Raw genomic sequence first — 3,313 nt, 5'->3', positions numbered from 1 at the left:
TGTGGCGCCGGCCGTTGCGGTTCCTGTCCGCGCTGCCCGCCCAGGGCGACCTCGTCCAGATCGGTCTCGGGCCGCGTCCGGCCTACCTGGCCTGCCACCCCGAGGTGGTCACCCAGGTCCTGGTGGACTCACGCACCTTCGACAAGGGCGGGCCGCTGTTCGACAAGGCGCGGCTGCTCGTGGGCAACGGGCTCGTCAGCTCCATGCGGGAGGACCACCGCGTACAACGACGGATGATCCAGCCCGCGTTCCATCCCGCCCGGATGCCCGGCTACGCCCGCCTGATGCGCGAGGAGATCGCCGACGTCCTGGGCTCGTGGGAGGACCACCGGCCCATCGACATCAGCGAGGCGATGCACGCCCTGACCCTGCGGATCACCGCCCGTACCCTGTTCGCGACCACCGTCGGGGGACGTCCCATCATCCCGGAGGTCGCCTACTGCATGCCGATCATCATGCGGGGCGTCTACAAGCGGATGGTCGCGCCGATCGGCTGGCAGGAGAAGCTGCCCACGCCGGGCAACCGCCAGTTCAACCAGGTCCGGGAACGGATGCACACCGTCATCAGGGAGACGATCGAGTTCCAGCGACGCGCCGGGACGGACCACGGCGACCTGCTGTCGATCCTGATCGCGGCCCGTGACGAGGAGACCCGGCACCGGCTCAGCGACGAAGAGGTCTACGACCAGATCATGACCCTCCTCATCGGCGGGACGGAGACCACGGGGAACACCATGGCCTGGGCCTTCCACATCCTCGCCGAGCACCCGGAGGTGGAAGCCCGGCTGCACGCCGAGCTGGACGAGGTGCTTGGCGGCCGGCCACCGACGTTCGAGGACCTGCCGCGGCTGGACTACACCTGGCGGGTCCTGCACGAGACCCTGCGGATGTATCCGCCGGCCTGGCTGCTGACCCGCACGACCAGCAGGGACACCGAACTCGCCGGGCAGCGGCTGGCCAGGGGCGCCATCGTGATGTTCAGCCCGTACATGATGGGCCGCAACGCCGCCCTGTTCACCGACCCGGAACGGTTCGACCCGGACCGCTGGCTGCCCGAGCGGGCCGCGGGCATCCCGCGCGGCGCGATGGTGCCCTTCAGCGCGGGCAGCCGCAAGTGCATCGGTGACACCTTCGGCCGCGCGGAGACGACGCTCACGCTGGCCACGATCGCCACCCGCTGGAGCCTGCGCCCCACGCCCGGCGCCAGGCCGCGCACCACCGTCCCGAAGGCGTCGCTGGGCACCGGGCCGTACCTGATGATCCCGAAGCCGCGTGCCGCCGCCAGCGCGGGGCTCGCGCTGCGCACCGCCGGCTGAGCGGCCCCAGCCGAGCCACGCCGGCCAAGCCGGCCAAGCGATGCCGGCTGGCCAGCCCTTACGTCCGCCGCCCACCGCGGGCCACCCACCGCGGGCCACCTACCGCGGGCCGCCCCCGGCCCGTGTCCTGCCGAAGAAGGGCCCGTCCCATGAGCGAGTACACCCCGCCGCTGCGGGTCACGTCGCCGGCCGCCCTCGACACCCTGGCGCGGTGCCGGGACCTCGTCCTGCCGGCGCTGCGCGAGACCATCGACCGGCTGCACCCCTGGCTCGGGCGGATGGCGTCGTTCACGTTCGACTGGTGCGACTCCGACGGCACACCGACCGTGCGCGGCACCGGCAACAACAGCGGTGGCGGCAACAGCGGTGGCGGCAACGGCAACGGCGGCGGTGGNGGCGGTGGCGGCGGCAAGGCGCTGCGGCCGGCACTCGCCGTCCTCGCCGCCGAGGCCGTCGGCGCCCCGGCACAGGCCGCGGTCGCCGGGGCGGTCGCCGTCGAGCTGGTGCACGCGTTCTCACTCGTCCACGACGACATCATGGACGGCGACGAGCGGCGCCGGCACCGGGCCACCGCCTGGAAGGCGTTCGGGGTGGGCCCGGCCGTCCTGGCCGGTGACGCGCTGCTCGCCCTCGCCCTGGACACCCTCGCCCACAGCACCGGCCGGCTCGCCCCGGCGACCAGGTCGGCGGCGATGAGCCTGCTGTCGACGTCACTGGTCGAGCTGGTCAACGGGCAGGCCGCCGACATCGCCTTCGAATACCGGCCGTGGACCGGCCCGGACGCGGTGACCGTCGAGGAGTACCGGACCATGGCGACGCGCAAGACCGGGTCGCTGCTGGGCTGCGCGTCGGCGCTGGGAGCGCTGCTCGGTGGCGCTCCGCCCGAGATGGTCACGGCGATGTCCCTGGTGGGCCGCGACCTGGGAACCGCCTTCCAGGCGGTCGACGACCTGCTGGGTATCTGGGGGGATCCGGCGGTCACCGGCAAGCCGGTGTTCAACGACCTCCGCCTGCGCAAGAAGACCCTTCCCGTGATCTGCGCGCTGGCCGGCTCGACGGCGTCGGCCCAGCAGCTCGCGGACCTGCTGGCCATGCCGCTGGACACCCCGGACGCGGAGTGGACGCTGCGCCGGACGGCGGCCCTCATCAGCAAGGCCGGCGGCCGGTCCTTCACCACCGCCCAGGCCCATCTGCATCTCGACCGCGCCCTGCGGACCCTCGACAGCGCCGCGATGGAACGTACGGCCGCCGCGGAACTGATCACGCTGTCCGAGTTCGTCGTCAATCGCACCCACTGATCCGCGGGCACGACTATGCCCGCGCCTTCCAGCACATCGCCTTCCAGCACGTCCGGAACAAAGGAGATCCACGGATGACGGCAACCGTCCCGGGCGTCGCGTCGGCTCCCGGCCGACTCCCGCTGCTGGGCCACATGCACCGGATGCTCAGCGAGCCACGCAGGTTCTTCGAGTCGCTGCGTGACAGCGGTGACATCGTCACCATCGGCCTCGGGCCGGCACGGGCCTACGTCATCAACAATCCCGTCTGGGTGCACCAGATCCTCACCAGGGACGTCCGCAAACTCGACAAGGGCATCGCCTACGAGAAGTCGGCGCCCTTCCTCGGCAACGGGCTGCTGAACTCCACCGAACCGACTCACATGGCGCACCGCCGGCTGATGCAGCCGGCGTTCCACGCGACCCGGATCGCCGGTTACGCCGACCAGATGCGGCAGGCCGCCGAACAGCGCGCCGCCGGCTGGCGGGACGGCCAGACCGTGGAGTTCGTCCAGGAGATCCACACCTTCGCGGTGGCCGTGGTGTGCCGAGCGCTGTTCTCCTCCGATCTCGGTGACAGCGTCGCGGTCGAGGTCGAGGAGACCTTTCCCGTCCTGCTCAAAGGCGTGGCCAGACGGATCGCCTTCCCGGTCGGCTGGCTGGAGAGGCTGCCGACACCGGGCAACCGCCGCTTCGAGCGGGCCCGCCGCCGGCTCGACG

Annotated in this window: 3 protein-coding genes (1 of these 3 running past the window's edge); all 3 read left to right on the top strand. The window is 72.0% G+C overall.

The window, feature by feature from the left end; translation table 11 throughout:
- A partial coding sequence (locus FrCorBMG51_RS08580) for a cytochrome P450 (RefSeq protein ID WP_047222563.1) occupies positions 1-1,316 on the top strand: 1,316 nt, incomplete at its 5' end.
- A 149-nt stretch (positions 1,317-1,465) separates the two neighbouring features.
- On the top strand, positions 1,466-2,614 hold the full coding sequence (locus FrCorBMG51_RS08575; protein ID WP_047222562.1) for a polyprenyl synthetase family protein: 1,149 nt from the start codon (positions 1,466-1,468) through the stop codon (positions 2,612-2,614).
- Between the two features lie 74 nt (positions 2,615-2,688).
- Positions 2,689-3,313, top strand: the beginning of a protein-coding gene (locus tag FrCorBMG51_RS08570) for a cytochrome P450 (protein WP_047222561.1). 767 nt of this gene lie beyond the right edge of the window; only the first 625 of its 1,392 coding nucleotides appear in the window; it begins with the start codon at positions 2,689-2,691; its stop codon lies off the right edge, out of view.

This window comes from Protofrankia coriariae, assembly GCF_001017755.1.
In the GTDB taxonomy this organism is placed as follows: Bacteria; Actinomycetota; Actinomycetes; order Frankiales; family Frankiaceae; genus Protofrankia; species Protofrankia coriariae.
This window is presented reverse-complemented; position numbering and strand designations above follow the sequence as displayed.